Annotated in this window: 1 rRNA gene; it reads left to right on the top strand. The window is 48.3% G+C overall.

What is annotated here, in order from left to right:
- Positions 1–263, top strand: a 23S ribosomal RNA gene (locus tag ACXAH2_RS17210); the annotation flags it as partial.

Here is a 263-nt window from a genome sequence, read left to right as displayed (position 1 = left end):
TGAGGGGAGTGAAATAGATCCTGAAACCGTGTACGTACAAGCAGTGGGAGCGGTGTCAACTCAAGCTTCTTGAAGGTTGCCTTAGCGAAGCGAGGCCAACCGGCTAATTAAGAAGAGAGTGTATCATCAAGCGTTCTTCTTGAAGGTTGCCTTAGCGAAGCGAGGCCAACCGCAAAGATCAAGCAGGGAGTTTGAGTGACACCGTGACTGCGTACCTTTTGTATAATGGGTCAACGACTTATTTTCAGTAGCAAGGTTAAGCG

The sequence above is a fragment of the Marinomonas sp. ABL3_031 genome, from assembly GCF_056161265.1.
The sequence above is the reverse complement of the archived record's forward strand: the minus strand, read 5'-3'. Positions and strand labels throughout refer to the sequence as shown.